The sequence below is a fragment of the Methylobacterium sp. 1A genome, assembly GCF_058072805.1.
The window spans coordinates 1,970,406-1,986,590 of sequence record NZ_JBYQVE010000002.1 but is presented as its reverse complement, the minus strand read 5'-3'; the positions used below and the strand labels follow the sequence as shown (position 1 = coordinate 1,986,590).

The window sequence follows — 16,185 nt, the reverse complement described above, 5'->3', positions numbered from 1 at the left end:
GGGGGAGCGCGGCCGCGCCGGGGCGCAGGCCGGGTGTGGGCAAGGCGGCAGGCGGCAAGGCGGCGGGCGGCAGGTCCGCGTCCGGGAAGGCGCCGGGCGGCCACAATCCGTGGCTGATCGCCGGCGTGGTCGCGCTGGCGACCTTCATGGAGGTGCTCGACACCACCATCGCCAACGTGGCCCTGCGCTACATCTCGGGCGGCCTCGCGGTCGGTCCGGACGAGGCGGCCTGGGTGGTGACGAGCTACCTCGTCGCCAACGCGATCACGCTCACGGCGTCGAGCTTCCTGGCCAAGCGCTACGGCCGCAAGGCGTTCTTCATGTGGTCGGTGGCGCTGTTCACCGTCTCGTCGATCCTGTGCGGCTTCGCCTGGAGCCTGGAATCGCTGCTGCTGTTCCGGGTGATGCAGGGGCTCGGCGGCGGCGGCATGGCGCCGCTCGCGCAGTCGATCCTGGCCGATTCCTTCCCGCCGGCGAAGCGCGGCCAGGCCTTCGCGCTCTACGGGGTCGCCATCGTGGTGGCGCCGGTGATCGGCCCGACGCTCGGCGGCTGGCTCTCCGACAACGCCTCCTGGCACTGGTGCTTCCTGATCAACGGGCCGGTGGGCGTGATCGCCCTCGGGCTGATGTACTGGCTGATCGAGGACAGCGACGCGGCCAAGAAGGAGCGCCGCGCCCTGGTGCGCAAGGGCATCCGCTTCGACATCGTCGGCTTCGTGCTGGTCGCCCTGTTCCTCGGCTCGCTGGAGGTGATCCTCGACGAGGGCCAGCGGAAGGACTGGTTCGGCACCTCGACGCTGATGAACGTGTCCGGCGTGCTGATGGTCGTCTCGTTCATCGCCATGATCCCGTGGCTGCTGACCCGCGAGAACCCGGCCGTCGACCTCCGCCTCATCGGCAACCGACAGTTCGGCTCGTGCTTCCTGGTGATGATGTTCACCGGGGCGATCCTGATCGCCACCACGCAGTTCATCCCGCAGATCACGCAGGAATATTACGGCTACACCGCCACCCTGTCGGGCCTCGTCCTCGGCCCGGGCGGCATCGTCACGGTGGTGATGATGTTCCTCACCGGCCGGATCTCGTCCTACGTCCAGCCGAAATGGCTGATCGCCACCGGCATGACCATCGTGGCGCTGGGCATGTACGACCTGACGCGGATCGACGGCAGCACGACCTTCGCGTTCTTCGCGTGGTCGCGGGTCTATATCGGCATCGGCCTGCCGATGGTGTTCCTGTCGATCACCTCGGCCTCGTACGAGGGGATCCGCAAGGACCAGACCGACCAGGCCTCGGCGCTGATCAACGTCGCCCGCAACGTCGGCGGCTCGATGGGTGTCTCGCTCGCCCAGAACATCCTGGCCTACCGGAGCCAGTTCCATCAGAGCCGCCTCGTGGAGAGCGTCAACCCGGCCTCGCCGGCCTACCAGGAGACCATGCGGCAGGCGACGCAGTACTTCTCCGAGCACGGCTACGCCGGGATCGAGGCCCAGAACCAGGCGACGGCGTGGATCGGGAGCGTGCTCAGCACGCAGGTGGCCTACTGGGCCTATATCGACGTGTTCTGGGTGCTCGGCCTCGTCGCGGCCTGCGCGGTCCCGCTGGCCCTGAGCCTGAAGAGCGTCAAGCTCGGCGGCGGGGCGCCGGCCGGGGGGCACTGAGGGCGGTCGCGGCCAGGGCGCCGCCCGGACTCCGGACGCGCCGCCGGCGCGCGGACCGACCGCCGTCCCTAGCCCGGATCGTCCGCGGGCTTCTCACCCGGCGCCGCGAACAGGTCCTCCGGCGCGACGACGGTGACGCGGCGCTGCGCCACGTCGAGGACCGGCACGAAGGCCTTCGTGAAGGGCAGGAGCGCGGTGGCGCCGCCGTTCGGCGAGCGCAGTTCCAGGAGGTCGCCGCCGCCGTAATTCGGCACGGCCACGATCGTCCCGACGAGGGTCCCGGCCTCGTCCACCGCCGCGGCGCCGATCAGGTCGGCGGCGTAGACCTCGTCGTCGTCCTCGGGCGCGGCCAGACGGTCGCGGGGAACGTACAGGGCGACGCGGTTGAGCGCCTCCGCGGCGCTGCGGCCCGAGACGCCCTTGACCCGGGCGATCAGCATGTCGGGCGACGGGCCGGGGGCGGGACGCACGTCGGCGAGCGTCAGCGTCCGGCCGTCGGCCGTCTGGAGCGTTCCGTAGCCGGCGATCGCCTGCGGATCGCCGGTGTAGGATTTGAGCCGGACCTCGCCGGTGAGGCCGTGCGCCCGCCCGAACTCGCCCAGCAGGACGAGGTTCGGATCGGGCGGCGCGGGCCGGGGCGCCGGCTTGGGGGCCGGCGCCTTGGGCGAGGTCGCCGCGTCGGGCGCGATCTTGCCGATCGCCGAGCTCGTGCGGCCTCGGCGGCCGCCGTCGCGGGAGGTGGGACCTGCGGGGCGGCGCGCCATGACCGGTGCGCCTTACGCGGCGGCGTCCTCGGCGGGAGCGGCGGCCTTCTCGGCGCGCTTGGCGGCGCGCTCCTTGGCCTTCTCGCCCGGCTCGGCCTTCTGCGGGTTGTTGCGGGTCGGGCGCTTGGCGAGGCCGGCCTGGTCGAGGAAGCGCAGGACGCGGTCGGTCGGCTGCGCGCCCTTGGCGAGCCAGCTCTGGATCTTCTCGTTGTCGAGCACGATGCGGGCCGGATCGTCCTTGGCCTTCATCGGGTCGTAGGCGCCGACCTTGTCGATGAAGCGGCCGTCGCGCGGGGCGCGGGCGTCGGCGACGACGATGCGGTAGTAGGGGCGCTTCTTGGCGCCGCCGCGGGTGAGACGGATCTTGAGGGCCATGGTCTGACTACTTTCGCTGTTGCTCGATCTGGGACTCGTGGTCCGCCTTGATCGATTGGTGGTGCCGAATGACTTCCTTGACCACGAAGGCCAGAAACTTCTCGGCGAAGTCGGGGTCGAGCTTGGCCTCGACCGCGAGCTTGCGGAGCCGGGCGACCTGACGGGCCTCCCGGTCCGGATCGGAAGGGGGGATCCCCTTTCGGGCCTTGAGCTCGCCGACCCGCTGCGTGCAGCGGAAACGCTCGGCGAGGAGGTGGATCAGCGCCGCATCGAAATTGTCGATGCTGTCCCGCAGGCGCGCGAGTTCGGGATCGACGGCCTGGGCCGCGAGCACGCTCATTTCTTCTTCCCCGGCATGAACCCACCGAGACCCGGCAGCTTCGGGCCGCCGAGGCCCGGAAGTCCGGGAAGCTTGGGCATCCCGCCCCCGCCCAGTCCCGGCGGCATCGGCGGCAGCTTGCCGCCGAACTGCTTCTCGAGCTGCGCGATCTGCTCCGGCGTCGGCTCCGGCATGCCGGGCGGGAGGCCGGGCATTCCACCGCCCATGCCACCGCCCACCCCGCCGCCGCCCAGGCCGAACATCGAGCCGAGCGCCTGCCCGATCCCGCGCTTGCCCTGGCCCATCGCCTTCATCATGTCGGCCATGGTCCGGTGCATCTTCAGGAGCTTGTTGATCTCCGAGACGTCGACCCCCGAGCCCGCCGCGATGCGCTTCTTGCGGCTGTTCTTGAGGAGGTCGGGATTCTTCCGCTCCTGCGGGGTCATCGACGAGATGATCGCCCGCTGGCGCTTGAACATCTTCTCGTCGAGGTTGGCGCCCTCGACCTGCTTCTTGATCTGGCCCATCCCGGGCAGCATGCCCATCAGGCCGCCGATGCCGCCCATCTTCTCCATCTGGGCGAGCTGCATGGAGAGGTCCTCCAGGTCAAACTTGCCCTTGCGCATCTTCTCCGCGGTGCGGAGCGCCTGCTCGTGGTCGATGGTCTCGGCGGCCTTCTCGACGAGCGAGACGATGTCGCCCATGCCGAGGATGCGGTTGGCCACGCGGGCCGGGTGGAACTCCTCCAGCGCGTCGACCTTCTCGCCGACGCCGACGAGCTTGATCGGCTTGCCGGTGACGGCGCGCATCGACAGCGCCGCGCCGCCGCGGGAATCGCCGTCCATGCGGGTCAGCACGATGCCGGTGACGCCGAGCCGCTGGTCGAAGGCGCGGGCGGTATTGACCGCGTCCTGGCCGGTGAGCGCGTCGGCGACGAGCAGCACCTCGTGGGGCCTCGTCGCGGCCTTCACCTCGGCGGCCTCGGCCATCAGGCCCTCGTCCACCGTGGTGCGGCCGGCGGTGTCGAGCATCACCACGTCGAAGCCGCCGAGGCGGGCCGCGTCCATGGCGCGCTTGGCGATCTGCACCGCCGACTGGCCGGCGATGATCGGCAGGCTCTCCACGCCGACCTGCTTGGCCAGCACCGCGAGCTGCTCCATGGCGGCCGGGCGGCGGGTGTCGAGCGAGGCGAGCAGGACCTTGCGCTTCTCGCGGTCGGAGAGGCGCCGGGCGATCTTGGCGGTGGTCGTGGTCTTGCCCGAGCCCTGCAGGCCGACCATCAGGATCGGCACCGGGGCGGGGGCGTTGAGATCGACGGTCTCGGCGTCGGTGCCGAGCATCGCCACGAGCTCGTCGTTGACGATCTTCACGACCATCTGGCCGGGCGTCACCGACTTGAGCACAACGGCGCCGACGGCCTTCTCCTTCACCCGGTCGGTGAAGCCGCGGACCACCTCGAGGGCGACGTCGGCCTCCAGCAGGGCGCGGCGCACCTCGCGCATGGCGGCGGTGACGTCGGCCTCGGTCAGGGCGCCGCGACGGGTGAGCCCCGAGAGGATGCCGGAGAGGCGGTCGGACAGGCCTTCGAACATGTTCCTGACGCCCCGCCGTTACTGCTCGAGCCCGGCGCGCTCGACGCGGCGCGCCTGGAGGGCGGCCTCGAAGCCGCGCACGGCCTTGGCGAACTTGTCCCGGCAGTCCGGGTTGCAGAAGCCCACCACGGCGCCGTTGTAGAGGGTCAGCGAGTCCGCCGAGATCGGCTTGCCCGACCACGGGCAGGTCTCGTTGATCGCGTCCTCGATCTTCAACGCTTCTTGATCTCGCGTCATGCGGGTGCCTCGGCCGGCGGATCCCGTCCTCGCATATCGGCCAACGCCCATCGCGCCCGAGGGCGCGGACGCGCTGTCGGGCGTTGACCTCCGGCCTCGCGGGACCGGTCGGCTTGGCATCGGTCGATCTGCTACGGATCGGGAGGCCGGGGCGTAGCGGCAGCCGGCCGGAAAGTCAATTTTTCGGCCGGCCCGGCGCCGCGACGGTGCCGAAACGAGCCGCCGATCGGTGTTAACTTTTACCGATCGTTAAGCATCTTGGGATTGTCTTCGGGCCATATTCGATCAGGACGCCCGCCGATGTCGGAACCCGCCCGCTCTCACTCGCCGACCGAGTCCGGCAGCTTTCCCGCGACCGGTCCGCTCCGCGACTGGCTGACGGCGATGAAGGCCCAGGCGCCGGCCGAGGCCCGCGGCGATGCCCGGCCCGAGGAGACCCTGCCCGAGGCGAAGCGGCCGCGCGGCGGGGAGACGGCGTGGTCGCCCCGCGTCGTCCCGGCCCCCGAGGCGCCGCGGGCCGCCGCCGAGGATCCCGACATCGCCGAGCTGATGGCCGAGAACCTGATGCTGAAGGCCAGGCTCCGCGTCGAGGCCGAGCGCCAGGACGAGCTACAGGCCATCCTGGCCGACGAGATCCGGACGCTCCGCGAGCATATCCGCGACGAGATCGGCTCCCTTGAGGATCTCCGGGCCGAGCAGGAGGACGTCCGCGTCGAGCGCGAGGAGTTCCGCGGCGAGCGGGAGCGCTTCCGGGCCGAGCGCGAGGAGCTGCGCGCCGAGCGCGACCGGGCGATCGCCGAGCGGGACGCCCTGCGGGCCGAGCGGCTGACCCTGGCCGGCGAGCGCGACGCCCTGCGCGAGGAGCGCGACCTGTGGCGCGCCCGGACCGAGGCGCTGGCCCAGCCGCTGTTCCAGTCCCAGCGGCGCTGAGCGGCGCTGAGCGGCGCCGACCGCATGTCCGGACCCTGAAACGCCGAAGGGCCACCCGAGAGGGTGGCCCTTCCATTGCCGAACCGTGTTGTCCGGCGGAACTGTCCCGAGATCGGGTCTCTGACGCGTCTTAGAGCGACGCGCCGGAGGCGACGGTCCAGGTCCGATGAGCCGAGACACACGGCTGATGACAATGAGACACTGGATCACCTCCTTTCGTTGGTTGCGGGTGAAGCGAAGGTAGGTGGCCGCGCCCGGCTTGTGAAGCCCCGCGCCTGCGCCCGTTTGTCCTCCCCGGCCCGGCGCTTCCCCGTCCCGGCGGCCGGGCGTATGACGGGCGCCCCGAGGTCTGCCCGAACCGCCTTGAACGCGCCCTTCGCCAACCCGCCGCGCCCTGCCGACGAGGCCGCGCTCGATCCCGACGCGATGCGCCAGCCGCTCGGCAACGCGTGGTACTGCGTCGGGCAGTCCCGGAGCCTCGGCAGGGCGGGCGGCCGGTCGGCCCTGCGGGCCGTGGCGCTGAACGGCGAGCAGATCGTCCTGGGCCGCGCCCCCGACGGCGCGCCCTTCGCGCTGCGCGACCGTTGCCCCCACCGCGGCATGGCCCTGTCGAAGGGCCGCTTCGACGGCGACACCCTGATGTGCCCGTTCCACGGCTGGCGCTTTGGCACCGACGGGCGCTGCCGCGACGTCCCGACCCTGTCGGAGCACGACGCCGCCGACTTCTCTCGCATCCAGGTGCAGCGCTTCCCCGTCCGGGAGAGCGCCGGCTTCCTCTGGGTCAACCCGCATCTCGGCCCCGCCGCCGGCGCGGTGCCGGAGGTGCCGGCGCTGGATTTCGAGCCGGCCGGCTCCCTCGTGGTCGAGCTGGAGGTCGAGGCCTCCTTCGACCTGACGACGCTGAGCCTCGTCGATCCCGGGCACGTCGCCTTCGTCCACGATTCGTGGTGGTTCCGGCCCTCGAAGCAGCTCCGCGAGAAGGTGAAGACCTTCCAGCCGGTGCCCCACGGCTTCGTGATGACGAGCCACGCCACCACGACAAGTTCACCGGTCTACCGCCTGCTCGGCGGCATCCCCGAGGTCGAGATCGAGTTCCGCCTGCCCGGCGTGCGCCTGGAGCGCATCCGCGCGGGGGCGAAGCGGGTGGCGAACTACACCTTCGCGACGCCGCTGACGCCGGACCGGACGCTGCTCACCAACGCCCTCTACTGGAGCATGCCGACCCTGAACCTGCTCAAGCCGGTCGCGCGCCCGCTGATGCGACAGTTCCTGACCCAGGACCAGCAGGTGCTCCAGCACGCGCAGGACGGGCTCGACCGCAAGCCCACCATGGTGCTGTTCGGCCAGGGCGACCTGCCCTCGCAATGGTATTTCCGGCTGAAGCGCGAGGCCCTGGAATCGGCCCGCGACGGGCGCCCGTTCGTCAACCCGCTGGAGCGCCGCGAGCTGCGCTGGCGCTCCTGAGGCGCCGCTACCGCGCCGTCGCGTCGTCGCGGCAGGGCCGGACCGTCTCCGGCCGCGGGCGCGCCTCCGCCGCCGGGGCCGCGAACACCGCGAGGTAGGCCCCATCCGCGAGCGGCCGGAAGCCGGTCTCGCGGTAGCCCGCGGCGGCGAGCTCGCAGCGCAGAAGCGCCGGCGGGGTGCCGTGCCGGGAGGGAACGGCGTCGGCATCCACGATCCCGACCCGCCCACCCGGCCGCATTGCGGCGGCGAGGTTGTGGAGCAGGCCGAAGGGCTGGGTGATCTCGTGGTACATGTGGACGAGGATCGCCGCGTCCACCGAGGCCGGGTGCAGGCGCGGGTCGTGCGGCTCGCCGCGCACGACCGTGACGTTCCCGAGCGCCTTCACCCGCTTCTCTAAGGCCGCCAGGTAGGACGGCGTCACGTCCTCGGCGAGCACGCGGCCCCGCGGCCCGACCCGGGGGCTCAACCGCACCGCGTAGTAGCCGCTGCCGGCGCCGATATCCGCCACCGTCTCGCCGGGCGCGATGCCCATCCCCTCGGCCACCTGCTCGAACTCGCCCGCCCTGTCGCGCTCGGCCTCCGAGGACCAGCGCGGCGCGACGATCTCGGCCACGGGCCGGTCGGGCCTGGGGAAGGCGGCGGCGGGCGCGCCCGGGGGCGCCAGCGGCTCGGCGGCGCGGGCCGGGCCGGCCAGGGCAGCGGTGGCGGCAGCGGCCGCGAGGAGGGCGAGGGCGCGGTTCATGGCCGACAACCCGCGGGGCGCGCCCGCGGTGCCGGACCCGTTGACCGTGCCGCACCCCGCGCGCCATCAAGCGCCATGACGCGCGCGGACACGCCCTGGCGGGCCACGATCCTCACCCTCTACCCGGAGATGTTCCCGGGCCCGCTGGGCGTGTCCCTGTCGGGCGACGCTTTGGCGCGGGGCGACTGGACCCTGGAGGCCCGCAACATCCGCGCGCACGGCCTCGGCCGCCACCGCTCGGTGGACGACACGCCGGCCGGCGGCGGGGCCGGGATGGTCCTGCGCTGCGACGTGCTCGGCGCCGCCATCGACGCCGCGACTTACGACGCCGCGACCGGGGCCGACGACCCGCGCCCGCGCCTGCTGATGTCGCCCCGCGGCCGGCCGCTCACCCAGGCCCGCGTGCGCGACCTCGCGGCGGGACCGGGCGCGCTGATCGTCTGCGGCCGCTTCGAGGGCGTCGACGAGCGCGTGATCGCCGGGCGCGGCCTGGAGGAGGTCTCGATCGGCGACTACGTGCTGTCCGGCGGCGAGATCGCCGCCCTGGTGGTGCTGGACGCCTGCGTGCGCCTCCTGCCCGGCGTGATGGGCAAGGTGGAATCCGGCGTCGAGGAGAGCTTCGAGGGCGGGCTCCTCGAGTACCCGCACTACACGCGCCCCCGCGACTGGGAGGGCCGCGCGATCCCGGACGTCCTCTCCGGCGGCAACCACGCCGCCATCGCCCGCTGGCGGCGGGCGGAGGCCGAGCGGATCACCGCCGAGCGGCGCCCGGACCTGCGCCCCGGGGGCAGCCCCGGTCAGGCCGGCTCGAGGTCGATCACCGGGCCGTCGCGGTCGTAATCCGGCGGGTCGAGCCGCAGCGGCTGCGGCACCAGCCGCGGTGTCCGGCCCGCCTGCAGGAGGCGGGGAATTAAGGCCCCAATAACCAAGAGTAGAACGGACCAGACCGCCAATATCGCGGCGCTGTGGAAAGTCATCGGCGCACCTCAAACGCTACGCGGCACCTCATTAAGGCTAACGAGCCGGGATTAATCGACTGTTCCCCGCCGCCCGGGGCCGTGTCCCGACCGGGGGCAGCGCCGCGAAGACTGCCGCCGGGACGGGCGCTTGCAAGCCGGCCGGTTTCGGCGCATGCGCGAGCCGGGACGTGCCTCCCCCGGGGAGCGCGGCCCTCTGCAAGGATGGATCCGCCATGACCAGCCGCCCCACGCAGCGCCCGCGCGTGCCCCACTTCTCCTCCGGCCCCTGCGCCAAGCGCCCCGGCTGGACCCCGGCCGCGCTGGCCGACGCCGCCCTCGGCCGGTCGCACCGCTCCCCCCTCGGCAAGGCCAAGCTGGGCCGGGCGATCGACCTGACCCGCACGGTCCTGCAGGTGCCCGCCGACTACCGGATCGGCATCGTGCCGGCCTCCGACACCGGCGCCGTCGAGATGGCGATGTGGACGATGCTCGGGCCGAAGCCCGTCGAGGTCGCCGCCTGGGAGGCGTTCGGCAAGGAGTGGGTCACGGACGCGCTGAAGCAGCTCAAGATCGCGCCGCGCATTCACCAGACGCCCTATGGGATCCTGCCGGACCTCGCGGCGATCGACACGAAGAACAGCGACGTGGTCTTCACCTGGAATGGCACCGCGGCCGGCGTGAAGGTGCCGGACGGCGACTGGATCGCGGCCGACCGCGAGGGCCTGACGATCTGCGACGCGACCTCGGCGGCCTTCGCCCAACCCCTGCCCTGGGACAAGCTCGATGTCGTGACCTTCTCCTGGCAGAAGGTGATGGGCGGCGAGGCGGCGCACGGCATGCTGATCCTCTCGCCCCGCGCCGTGGCGCGGCTGGAGAGCCACACGCCGTCCTGGCCCCTGCCGAAGATCTTCCGCCTCACCAAGGACGGCAAGCTGATCGAGGGCATCTTCAAGGGCGACACGATCAACACGCCCTCGATGCTGGCCGTCGAGGACTACCTCGACACCCTGGACTGGGCCGAGCGGATCGGCGGCCTGAAGGCGCTGCACGCGCGGGCCGACGCCAACGCGAAGGTCGTCTACGACTGGGTCGCGCGCACGCCCTGGATCGCGCCGCTGGCCGCCGATCCCGCGACCTACTCGAACACGGGCGTCTGCCTCGTGATCGCCGATCCGGACGTGCTCGCCCGCGGCGACGCGGCGGTCTCGGCCTTCGCGGCGGGGATCGTCGAGCGCCTCGACCGCGAGGGTGTCGCCCTCGACATCGGCGCCTACCGCGACGCCCCGGCGGGCCTGCGGATCTGGTGCGGAGCCACCGTGGAGACCTCGGATCTGGAAGCGCTGACGCCCTGGCTCGACTGGGCCTTCGCGGAGGAGAAGGCGGCGCTGACGCGGGCGGCGTGAATGCTTCGGGGTCGATGCCCGATCGCCGCCCCACATCGTCTTTGCGAGCGGAGCGAAGCAATCCAGGGCTTCGCTCCGATTCCGACCGCAGCGCTGCCCTAGGTCGCTTCGCTGCGCTCGCGATGACGGCCTGACGCAACGGAAAACCCCGGTCCTCGCGGAGCCGGGGTTTTCTCGTTCGGGAGACGCGGCCCCGCGGGGCCGCGCCCTCCATCTCAGTAGTTGTAGGCGCGCTCGCCGTGATCGGCGATGTCGAGACCCTCGCGCTCCTCCTCCTGCGTGACGCGCAGGCCGATCGTCACGTCGACGAGCTTGTAGAGGATCGCCGAGCCGATGCCCGACCACAGGAGCGTCAGGCCGACCGCCTCCGCCTGGACGATGAGCTGGCTCATCATGTCGTAGGCACCGACGGCCAGCTCGCCCGGCTTCGAGGTGTAGTCGGGGATGCCGACGCCGCCGAGGTTCGGGTCGACCAGGATGCCGGTCGCCAGCGCGCCCAGGATGCCGCCGATGCAGTGGACGCCGAAGACGTCCAGCGAGTCGTCGTAGCCCAGCGCGTTCTTCACGGTCGAGCACATCACGAAGCAGACCACGCCGGCGACGAGGCCGAGCACGATCGAGCCCATCGGGCCGGCGAAGCCGGAGGCCGGGGTGACCGCGACGAGGCCGGCGACGGCGCCCGACAGCATGCCGAGCAGGGACGGCTTGCCCTTGAGGGCCCACTCGGCGAACAGCCACGCCACCGCGGCGCCGCAGGTCGCCACGAAGGTGTTGAGCATGGCGAGGGCGGCGGTGCCGTTGGACTCGAGGTTCGAGCCGGCGTTGAAGCCGAACCAGCCGACCCACAGCAGCGAGGCGCCGATCATCGTCATGGTCAGGGAGTGCGGGGCGAGCAGGTCGCGGCCGTAGCCGATGCGCTTGCCCATGATCAGGCAGCCGACGAAGCCGGCGATGCCCGCGTTGATGTGCACGACCGTGCCGCCCGCGAAGTCGAGGGCGCCCTTCTGGAAGAGGAAGCCGGCATCCTTGTTGACCGCGTCGAGGGCCGCCTGGGCGGTCGCCTTCGAGGCGTCGTCGGTGGCGGCGGCCAGCGCCTTCGCGGCGTTGCCGACGGCGTCCGGGCCGGCCCAGTACCAGACCATGTGGGCCATCGGGAAGTAGATGATCGTGACCCAGAGGATCGTGAACACCACCAGCGCGGAGAACTTCATCCGCTCGGCGAAGGCGCCGACGATCAGCGCGGGCGTGATCATGGCGAACGTCATCTGGAAGCACAGATAGGCGTATTCCGGGATCACGACGCCGTTCGAGAAGGTCGCGACCGTCGAGTTCGCGTCGACGCCCTTCAGGAAGGCCTTCGAGAGGCCGCCGACGAAGTCGTTGAGGCCGCCGCCGCTGGTGAAGGCGAGGCTGTAGCCGTAGAACACCCAGAGCAGGCCGACGATCGACACGATCGCGAACACCTGGGTCAGCACCGACAGCATGTTCTTGGTGCGGACGAGGCCGCCGTAGAACAGCGCGAGGCCCGGGATGCTCATCATCAGCACCAGGGCCGACGAGATCAGCATCCAGGCCGTGTCGCCCTTGTTGGGGATCGGCGAGGGCGGCGGCGAGGCGGCTTCCGGTGTCGGGGTCTGCGCGAGGGACGGCTCGATCAGGAGGGCGGCGATCGCCGCCCCTCCCAAGCCGAGCATGAGGGCATGACGAAGTTTCATGGGCACGTGGCTCCCGGTCTCAAGTCCGTAGTGTTTCAGGAGGTCTGGGGATCGGCGGGCCCGGGCGCACCGGGCCGCGGATCAGAGGGCGTCGGCGTCGGTCTCGCCGGTCCGGATGCGCACCGCCTTCTCCAGCGGCATCACGAAGATCTTGCCGTCGCCGATCTGGCCGGTCCGCGCGGCCCCCGCGATGGCGTCGATCACGCTGGACGTCAGGTCCGAGGCGACGGCGACCTCGATCTTCAGCTTCGGCAGGAAGCTGACGGCGTATTCCGCGCCGCGGTAGATCTCGGTGTGGCCCTTCTGGCGGCCATAACCCTTCACCTCCGTCACCGTCAGGCCGTGCACGCCGATTCCGGTGAGCGCGTCGCGCACCTCCTCGAGCTTGAACGGCTTGATGATGGCCATCACGATTTTCATGGGCGACGCCCCCTTCGAAGTCCTCGGGAACCGTTGCCGTCACCCGACCTGCGGGACGACCCGACCCGGACCGTCCGCAGGCTCGGGATGACCCGCGGTCGAAGGCCGCTATTCAAGGACTATGCCAGACAAGCTTGGCCGGGAACATTTTGGCCGGTCGCCATTTTGCCCATCGATTAGCCCGACGCGGCCAGATCGCGGGCAGGTCCGGTCGCGCTGCCGCACAAAGACTAGGCAATATGCCCAATTCCGTGCATCTCGCCCCGTTGCGTGCCGGCAACACACGCACGGCAACGCGTTTTAATCCCGCGTCGGGCGGATCAGACCCTCCTGGGCCACCGACGCCACGAGGTTGCCGGCCCGGTCGAAGATCTGGCCCCGGGCGAAGCCGCGGGCGCCACCCGCGACGGGGCTGTCCTGGGCGTAGAGCAGCCAGTCGTCGATCTTCACGGGCCGGTGGAACCAGAGCGCGTGGTCGAGGCTCGCGGCCTGGATCGTCGGGTCGAACACCGAGCGCGCGTGCGGGATCAGCGAGACGTCGAGCAGGGTCATGTCGGACGCGTAGGCCAGCACGGCCCGGTGCAGCGCCGGATCGTCCGGCAGCGCCGAGGCCGCGCGCAGCCAGACATTGAAGATCGGGTCCGGCGCCCGGCCGCCCGCGCCGGCGGGCAGATAGCGGTTCAGGTCGACCGGCCGCAAGGCGATCGGCCGCTCGCGGCCGAAATAGGCGGCGATCGCCTCCGGCATCCCGGTGCCGCCGGCCGCCGCCAGGGCCTTGCCGTCGAGGAGTCCCTCGGGCCCGGCCACCGCCGGCATCGCCGGCTGGTGCGTGAGCCCCTCCTCGACGACCTGATAGGAGACCGTCGTGGCGAAGATCGCGCGCCCGTGCTGGATCGCCTTGACCCGGCGGGTCGTGAAGCTCCGCCCGTCCCGGATCCGCTCGACCTCGTAGACGATGGGCGTGCGCGGGTCGCCGGGCAGCATGAAGTAGGCGTGGAGGGAGTGGGCGGGACGGTCGTCGGGCACCGTCCGGGTCGCGGCGACCAGGGCCTGCGCCACCACCTGCCCGCCGAAGACGCGCCGCCAGCCTGTCTTAGGGTTCTGGCCGCGGAACAGGTCGACCTCCAGGCGCTCCAGGTCGAGGATGGCGATCAGCTCGGCGACGGCGTCCGTCATCGCGTCGGTGTTGGCGTCGGTCATGACCCGCGGGGTTTCCGTTCGTTGCCCGCGTGCGACATAGGCTTTTCGGACGAACCAATCCACGCGTCCCGCGCGGGACCCCTAGGAGATCCGCCCCGATGACGGCCGAGACGCCTCGCCCCGGCAGCCGCAGCCTCCTGATCGCCGGCGGCGGCCTGCCCAGCCTCGCCCTGGCCCTCGCCCTGAAGCAGGCCCACGGGCCGGCGCTGGCCGTGACGGTGATCGACCCGGGCGCCGCCGACCCCGCCCGGCATCGCGGCCGCGCCTACGCCCTCGCGGCGGGCGGGCGGCGCATGCTGGAGCGCCTCGGCCTGTGGGCCCGGGTCGCCGACGCGGCCGAGCCGATCGGCGAGATGGTGATCAGCGACAGCCGCCTCGCCGACCCGGTGCGGCCGGTCTTCCTGACCTTCGGCCGCGAGGCGGACGCGGAGCGCGACGACGGCGAGCCCTTCGCCCACATGATCGAGGCCGAGCCGCTCGCCGCGGCCCTCGCGGAGGCCTGCCGGGCGGCGGGGGTCGCGATCGTCGCCGCCGGGGTCGTGCGCGCGGTGCCGGAGGGGGCCGCGATCCGCGCGGCGCTCACCACCGGCGAGACCCTGCGGGGCGACCTGCTGGTGGCCGCCGACGGCGCGCGCTCGCGGCTGCGCGAGGCGGCACGGATCGGCTGGGTCGGCTGGTCCTACCCGCAGGTCGGGATCGTGGCGACGATCGGCCACGCCCGGCCGCACGAAGGCCGCGCCTTCGAGCACTTCCTGCCCGCGGGCCCGTTCGCGATCCTGCCGCTGCGGGACGGCGGCCCCCTGGGGCACCGCTCCTCCATCGTCTGGACAGAGCGGTCGGACGACGCCCAGGCCCTGCTCTCCGGCGGCCCCGACGAGGTGCTCGCCGAGATCGAGCGCCGGTTCACCCTGGATCTCGGCGCGCTCGCGCTGGAGCACGGCCCCAGCCGTCACCCCCTCGCCTTCGGCATCGCCCGCGCCTTCCGCGCCGAGCGCCTCGCCCTGCTGGGCGACGCGGCGCACGTGATCCACCCGATCGCCGGCCAGGGCCTCAATCTCGGGCTCGCGGACGCAGCGGCGCTGGCCGAATCCGTGACCGGCGCGCTGCGCCTCGGCCTCGACCCCGGCAGCCCCGACGTGCTGCGCGCCTACGAGCGCGCCCGGCGCTTCGACAGCTTCGCCATGGCGGCGGCCACCGACGGGCTGAACCGGCTGTTCTCGAACGACGCCCTGCCGCTGCGGCTCGCCCGCGACCTCGGCCTCGGGATCGTGGACCGGCTGCCGGGGCTCAAGCGCTTCTTCATCGGCGAGGCCGCGGCCGCGCGCGACTCGCGGCCCCGGCTGATGCGGGGCGAGGGGCTCTGAGGCGCTCTGAGACGCCCGCGGGCCGCGCGCGTCAGGCCCGCCCGGGCGCGGGTCCGCCCTCGCGCGCTCCGGGGCGGAGCGCGTCCGCGGCCCGCCGCCGCCCGAGCGCCCGCGCGGCGCAGATCGCCAGGACGGCGATGACCAGCCCGGCGATCACGTCGACGAAGTAGTGGCCGCCGTCGATCGGCGTCGCGGCGATGAGGAGGACGTTGACGAGGAGGGCCGGGATCCGGGCCGCGCGCAGGTGCCAGAAGGCCCAGATGTAGAGGGCCCCCAGCGCCGCGTGGAAGCTCGGGAACGTGATGATGCCCTCGACGTGGTCGAGGGAGATCGTCCGGAGCGTGCCGTCGCGCAGGCCGGTCAGGTCCGCGACGTGGACGTACGATGCGGCCGGGTGCAGGTTGGGGAAGTCCGCCGGGGACAGGCCCAGGAACACGAAGTTCGCCAAGGCCGGCGTCAGCGCGGAGACCAGGACCGTCACCGTGCCGGCGAGGGCGAAGGCCAGGACGAAGTCCCGCAGGGCCCGAAGTCGGCCGCTGAAGCCCAGCAGGATGACCGCCAGCATGGTCTGCAGGATCAGGCTCCGGTAGGCCAGCGAGAGCGCGAGCCCGAGCCGCGGATGGCCGTCCACGAAGGCCAGGTAGGCGCGCCAGTCCAGTCCGAGCCGCCGGTCCCAGGCGTCGAAGGTCGAATCCCAGAGCGGGCCGCCGGTGCTCGCGACGGTGTACGACAGCGTGGCCGCGCAGGCGCTGAAGGCGATGACCTGCGCCAGCGCGCTCAGCGTCGCGGCGATGCGCGGCTCGGGGCGTCGCGTGCGGTAGACCCGCGCCAGGGCCTCGAGCCCGCCGCAGGCCGCGAGGGTGACGAGGGCGCTGTCCCAGGCGAAGTGCAGCCCGGCGACCGCCATCCAGACGATCGTGGCGACCAGCGTGGCGGCGATGAGGGGCCACGCGCCGACGCCGCCGCGCGGGCGCTCAGCGAACATCGGGGCCCCTGGCGTGTGGCGCTGTCATCGAAGGTCTTGCGGCCGGAATGCCGGC

General features: G+C 72.3%; 16 protein-coding genes. 6 read left to right on the top strand and 10 right to left on the bottom strand.

Translation table 11 applies throughout. The features are described 5' to 3' along the window. Window positions 1-35: 35 nt before the first annotated feature. Complete coding sequence (locus ACX9MN_RS29430; RefSeq protein ID WP_489726151.1) at window positions 36-1,661, top strand: DHA2 family efflux MFS transporter permease subunit; 1,626 nt, start codon at window positions 36-38, stop codon at window positions 1,659-1,661. A 68-nt stretch (window positions 1,662-1,729) separates the two neighbouring features. Here the strand turns inward: ACX9MN_RS29430 and rimM are convergent, their stop codons facing one another. The 5 genes from rimM to ACX9MN_RS29405 are packed head-to-tail and all read right to left on the bottom strand — an operon-like array spanning window position 1,730 to window position 4,948. Next, window positions 1,730-2,425: a ribosome maturation factor RimM gene (rimM, locus tag ACX9MN_RS29425; protein ID WP_056525985.1), complete on the bottom strand. Its 696-nt coding sequence runs from the start codon at window positions 2,423-2,425 to the stop codon at window positions 1,730-1,732. Window positions 2,426-2,437: 12 nt separating this feature from the next. Continuing rightward, on the bottom strand, window positions 2,438-2,800 hold the full coding sequence (gene rpsP, locus ACX9MN_RS29420; protein WP_020092607.1) for a 30S ribosomal protein S16: 363 nt from the start codon (window positions 2,798-2,800) through the stop codon (window positions 2,438-2,440). A gap of 7 nt (window positions 2,801-2,807) precedes the next feature. Beyond that, window positions 2,808-3,140: a chorismate mutase gene (locus ACX9MN_RS29415; protein WP_012320554.1), complete on the bottom strand. Its 333-nt coding sequence runs from the start codon at window positions 3,138-3,140 to the stop codon at window positions 2,808-2,810. Further along, window positions 3,137-4,711 carry a signal recognition particle protein gene (ffh, locus tag ACX9MN_RS29410; protein WP_132367187.1) on the bottom strand — a complete coding sequence of 525 codons (1,575 nt, stop codon included), beginning with the start codon at window positions 4,709-4,711 and terminating at the stop codon, window positions 3,137-3,139. The genes ACX9MN_RS29415 and ffh overlap by 4 nt, the downstream gene beginning before the upstream one ends. A gap of 18 nt (window positions 4,712-4,729) precedes the next feature. After that, a complete protein-coding gene (locus ACX9MN_RS29405; RefSeq protein ID WP_026604841.1) occupies window positions 4,730-4,948 on the bottom strand; it encodes an eL24 family ribosomal protein in 219 nt (72 codons plus the stop codon). Window positions 4,949-5,248: 300 nt separating this feature from the next. Between ACX9MN_RS29405 and ACX9MN_RS29400 the strand changes: the two genes are divergently transcribed. Together ACX9MN_RS29400 and ACX9MN_RS29395 are read left to right on the top strand one after the other, a co-directional pair. Then, window positions 5,249-5,878 (top strand): hypothetical protein, encoded by a 630-nt coding sequence (locus tag ACX9MN_RS29400; RefSeq protein ID WP_056525979.1) that lies wholly within the window; start codon window positions 5,249-5,251, stop codon window positions 5,876-5,878. 426 nt (window positions 5,879-6,304) lie between these two features. After that, window positions 6,305-7,342 carry an aromatic ring-hydroxylating oxygenase subunit alpha gene (locus ACX9MN_RS29395; RefSeq protein ID WP_489726366.1) on the top strand — a complete coding sequence of 346 codons (1,038 nt, stop codon included), beginning with the start codon at window positions 6,305-6,307 and terminating at the stop codon, window positions 7,340-7,342. 7 nt (window positions 7,343-7,349) lie between these two features. Here ACX9MN_RS29395 and ACX9MN_RS29390 read toward each other — a convergent pair whose 3' ends face one another. Further along, a complete protein-coding gene (locus ACX9MN_RS29390) occupies window positions 7,350-8,084 on the bottom strand; it encodes a class I SAM-dependent methyltransferase (RefSeq protein WP_489726150.1) in 735 nt (244 codons plus the stop codon). Between the two features lie 75 nt (window positions 8,085-8,159). Between ACX9MN_RS29390 and trmD the strand changes: the two genes are divergently transcribed. Together trmD and ACX9MN_RS29380 are read left to right on the top strand one after the other, a co-directional pair. After that, entirely contained in the window at window positions 8,160-8,924 is a 765-nt protein-coding gene (gene trmD / locus ACX9MN_RS29385; RefSeq protein WP_020092613.1) for a tRNA (guanosine(37)-N1)-methyltransferase TrmD, read from the top strand. Window positions 8,925-9,276: 352 nt separating this feature from the next. After that, window positions 9,277-10,446, top strand: coding sequence for a phosphoserine transaminase (locus tag ACX9MN_RS29380; RefSeq protein ID WP_447694705.1), 1,170 nt, complete (start codon window positions 9,277-9,279; stop codon window positions 10,444-10,446). 215 nt (window positions 10,447-10,661) lie between these two features. On the opposite strand, the gene ACX9MN_RS29375 is transcribed toward ACX9MN_RS29380, so the two are convergent. From ACX9MN_RS29375 to tesB, 3 genes are all read right to left on the bottom strand, one after another. Continuing rightward, the gene (locus ACX9MN_RS29375) at window positions 10,662-12,161 is read right to left on the bottom strand and encodes an ammonium transporter (protein WP_091679542.1); all 1,500 of its coding nucleotides are present in this window, start codon (window positions 12,159-12,161) and stop codon (window positions 10,662-10,664) included. An 81-nt stretch (window positions 12,162-12,242) separates the two neighbouring features. Further along, on the bottom strand, window positions 12,243-12,581 hold the full coding sequence (locus ACX9MN_RS29370; RefSeq protein WP_010683623.1) for a P-II family nitrogen regulator: 339 nt from the start codon (window positions 12,579-12,581) through the stop codon (window positions 12,243-12,245). A 300-nt stretch (window positions 12,582-12,881) separates the two neighbouring features. Next, window positions 12,882-13,781: an acyl-CoA thioesterase II gene (gene tesB / locus ACX9MN_RS29365; RefSeq protein ID WP_091976800.1), complete on the bottom strand. Its 900-nt coding sequence runs from the start codon at window positions 13,779-13,781 to the stop codon at window positions 12,882-12,884. Between the two features lie 98 nt (window positions 13,782-13,879). On the opposite strand from tesB, the gene ACX9MN_RS29360 reads away from it, so the two are divergent. Beyond that, window positions 13,880-15,145, top strand: a complete 1,266-nt coding sequence (locus ACX9MN_RS29360) for an FAD-dependent monooxygenase (RefSeq protein ID WP_489726149.1) — start codon at window positions 13,880-13,882, stop codon at window positions 15,143-15,145. Window positions 15,146-15,176: 31 nt separating this feature from the next. Here ACX9MN_RS29360 and ACX9MN_RS29355 read toward each other — a convergent pair whose 3' ends face one another. Then, on the bottom strand, window positions 15,177-16,130 hold the full coding sequence (locus tag ACX9MN_RS29355; RefSeq protein WP_489726148.1) for a phosphatase PAP2 family protein: 954 nt from the start codon (window positions 16,128-16,130) through the stop codon (window positions 15,177-15,179). Between the last annotated feature and the right edge of the window lie 55 nt (window positions 16,131-16,185).

Excerpts from the sequence above, each read along its gene's own strand:
- ACX9MN_RS29395 (WP_489726366.1), top strand. The coding sequence starts at position 6,305 with ATGCGCCAGCCGCTCGGCAACGCGTGGTACTGCGTCGGGCAGTCCCGG.
- ACX9MN_RS29380 (WP_447694705.1), top strand. The coding sequence starts at position 9,277 with ATGACCAGCCGCCCCACGCAGCGCCCGCGCGTGCCCCACTTCTCCTCC.
- ACX9MN_RS29355 (WP_489726148.1), bottom strand. The coding sequence starts at position 16,130 with ATGTTCGCTGAGCGCCCGCGCGGCGGCGTCGGCGCGTGGCCCCTCATC.
- ACX9MN_RS29405 (WP_026604841.1), bottom strand. The coding sequence starts at position 4,948 with ATGACGCGAGATCAAGAAGCGTTGAAGATCGAGGACGCGATCAACGAG.
- ACX9MN_RS29390 (WP_489726150.1), bottom strand. The coding sequence starts at position 8,084 with ATGAACCGCGCCCTCGCCCTCCTCGCGGCCGCTGCCGCCACCGCTGCC.
- ACX9MN_RS29375 (WP_091679542.1), bottom strand. The coding sequence starts at position 12,161 with ATGAAACTTCGTCATGCCCTCATGCTCGGCTTGGGAGGGGCGGCGATC.
- ACX9MN_RS29415 (WP_012320554.1), bottom strand. The coding sequence starts at position 3,140 with ATGAGCGTGCTCGCGGCCCAGGCCGTCGATCCCGAACTCGCGCGCCTG.
- rimM (WP_056525985.1), bottom strand. The coding sequence starts at position 2,425 with ATGGCGCGCCGCCCCGCAGGTCCCACCTCCCGCGACGGCGGCCGCCGA.
- ACX9MN_RS29370 (WP_010683623.1), bottom strand. The coding sequence starts at position 12,581 with ATGAAAATCGTGATGGCCATCATCAAGCCGTTCAAGCTCGAGGAGGTG.
- trmD (WP_020092613.1), top strand. The coding sequence starts at position 8,160 with ATGACGCGCGCGGACACGCCCTGGCGGGCCACGATCCTCACCCTCTAC.
- ffh (WP_132367187.1), bottom strand. The coding sequence starts at position 4,711 with ATGTTCGAAGGCCTGTCCGACCGCCTCTCCGGCATCCTCTCGGGGCTC.
- ACX9MN_RS29400 (WP_056525979.1), top strand. The coding sequence starts at position 5,249 with ATGTCGGAACCCGCCCGCTCTCACTCGCCGACCGAGTCCGGCAGCTTT.
- ACX9MN_RS29360 (WP_489726149.1), top strand. The coding sequence starts at position 13,880 with ATGACGGCCGAGACGCCTCGCCCCGGCAGCCGCAGCCTCCTGATCGCC.
- tesB (WP_091976800.1), bottom strand. The coding sequence starts at position 13,781 with ATGACCGACGCCAACACCGACGCGATGACGGACGCCGTCGCCGAGCTG.
- rpsP (WP_020092607.1), bottom strand. The coding sequence starts at position 2,800 with ATGGCCCTCAAGATCCGTCTCACCCGCGGCGGCGCCAAGAAGCGCCCC.